Source organism: Actinomyces oris, assembly GCF_001929375.1.
GTDB lineage: Bacteria > Actinomycetota > Actinomycetes > Actinomycetales > Actinomycetaceae > Actinomyces > Actinomyces oris_B.
In genome coordinates this window covers 1-2025 of sequence record NZ_MSGO01000082.1, presented here as the reverse complement: position 1 = coordinate 2025, position 2025 = coordinate 1, and the positions used below count along the sequence as shown (strand labels likewise).

Here is a 2025-nt window from a genome sequence, read left to right as displayed (position 1 = left end):
CAGCACTACGCCCCACTCCTGGCAGTCCTCACACACAACCCGTAGAGAACTCCTCCGTCAAGGCCGGATAGGTACCGGCCTGCGCCACGGCCACGACATTGAGGCGCGGATCCTCCGGACGAAGCAGCCTCTCCATCCACAGGTCGCGCGCCGCAGTGAGTCCCTGCGCGAGCCATCGCGCATTGACGAACTCCATGGCGTGAGTGCCCCCGGGGTAGACGTGCAGCTCAGCATCACCGCCGTCGCGCCACACCCTGGAGGCGAAGGCGACATCCTCGTCCCGGAAGACCTCGGCGGAGGCCACCGAGATGAACAGCGGCGGCAGCCCGCCCAGCCACGTGGCGCGGGCGGGGGCCTCGTAGGGGGTGACCAGATCCGTGCCGCGCCGCTCCCCCAGCGCAGCGTCCCAGGCGACGTTGTTGTACGCCGTCGGCCAGGTGCCGTCGTCCGGGTACTGACGCGCCGAGACCGAGCCCTGCCAGTGCGGCATGCCGGTGCGGTCATCCAGCATGGGGTAGTCCAGCAGCCCGCCGAGAACGGCCGGGCCCCGTCTGTCCCGCGCCATGAGCAGCGTGCCGGCGCTCAACCCTCCACCGGCGCTCGGCCCGACGACGATGACGCGCCCTGGATCGGCTCCGAGCTCCTCGGCATGCTCGACCGCCCAGCACAGCGTGGCGTAGCAGTCCTCGACGCCGGCGGGCGCCGGATGCTCCGGGGCCAGACGGTACTCAGGACTGACGATGACGCCCCCATGCCTCCGCAGCCACGGGACAACGGTCAGCAGACCGTCGAAACGGCACCCCATCACCAGCCCTCCCCCGTGCAGCGAGAGGAACAGAGGACCGGGGCGGCCCGCGCAGGCGCCCTGGACGGACCGCGCCACTGTGGCGGGGAGCGTCGTGCCGTCCTGGCGAAGAATCTTGACGTCCTCCAGGTCGATGTCAGGATGCCTGAGCAGGAAACCCGCTCGGACCTCATCAGCCGGTGCGCGCCAGCTCGGGATTTTCTGCACCGTCATGGTCTGGAAGACGCCGAGCGGCTCGATGCGTTCAAGCAGGGCGGCAGTAGCACTGTCGTAGGGAGGACGGGCGGGGAACGCCTCATGCGTGTGGGGCATGCCGTAACTGTTACACTGTGAGCGCTGTAGCGGCAACCCACTCACAATCAGTCACTGATCTGCGGTACCGGGGCCCGCCGCCGCCAGCCGGCCGACGTCGACTCCCGCCCTCAGCGCGACAAACCCCGGAGTCTCGAGATCACACGGGTAAGTACGATTCGACATTCACCAGCGTAAATGAACCAGAAGTCGGACAATGGGGCCATGCAGATATCCCGCGGCGTCATGGCCGGCCTCACTACCACCCCGATGACTCAGTCATCCACGGCAATTTCCGAGATTAAGAACTACATTCTCACCAAGGGACTGCATCCTGGTGATGCGTTGCCGACGGAGTCCCAGCTGTGCGCCGACCTGGGAGTATCCCGCTCCTCCGTCCGCGAGGCCGTCCGCACCCTCGTCGCCCTCGACATCGTCGAAGTACGCCACGGACACGGCATGTTCGTCGGCCAGGTCTCCATGCGCCCCATGGTCGAGTCCCTCGTCTTCAAAGGCCTCCTCAACCCCGGAGACGACCACCGCGGACTACGCGACATCGTCGAAGTACGCCTCACCCTCGACAACGCCCTCGCCGAACCCGTCACCCACGCCTGGCACAACCGCCAAGACCCCGAGCTCGACACCCTCGTCGACAAGATCGAGCACCTCGCCTCACAAGGCAAGCTCTACACCGACCAGGACCGCCGCTTCCACACCCGCCTGCTCGAACCCCTCGACAACCACCTCTACCTCCACCTCACCGAAGCCTTCTGGGCCATCCACACCCTCACCGTCCCCCTCCTGGACGCCCCCAAGCTCGAAGACCTCACCAGCACCGCCAAAGCCCACCGAGCCATGCTCCACGCAGCCCGCACCGGCAACATCCCCGCCTACCACCAAGCCATCACCCAGCACTACGCCCCACTCCT

2 protein-coding genes are annotated in these 2025 nt (G+C 67.1%); one reads left to right on the top strand and one right to left on the bottom strand.

Annotated features, from left to right (window positions below):
* Nucleotides 1-28 precede the first annotated feature (28 nt).
* Nucleotides 29-1117, bottom strand: a complete 1089-nt coding sequence (locus BKH32_RS12890; RefSeq protein WP_075250391.1) for an alpha/beta hydrolase — start codon at nucleotides 1115-1117, stop codon at nucleotides 29-31.
* Between the two features lie 204 nt (nucleotides 1118-1321).
* Between BKH32_RS12890 and BKH32_RS12885 the strand changes: the two genes are divergently transcribed.
* The coding region (locus tag BKH32_RS12885) for a FadR/GntR family transcriptional regulator (protein WP_075250390.1) at nucleotides 1322-2025 on the top strand (704 nt) is incomplete at its 3' end.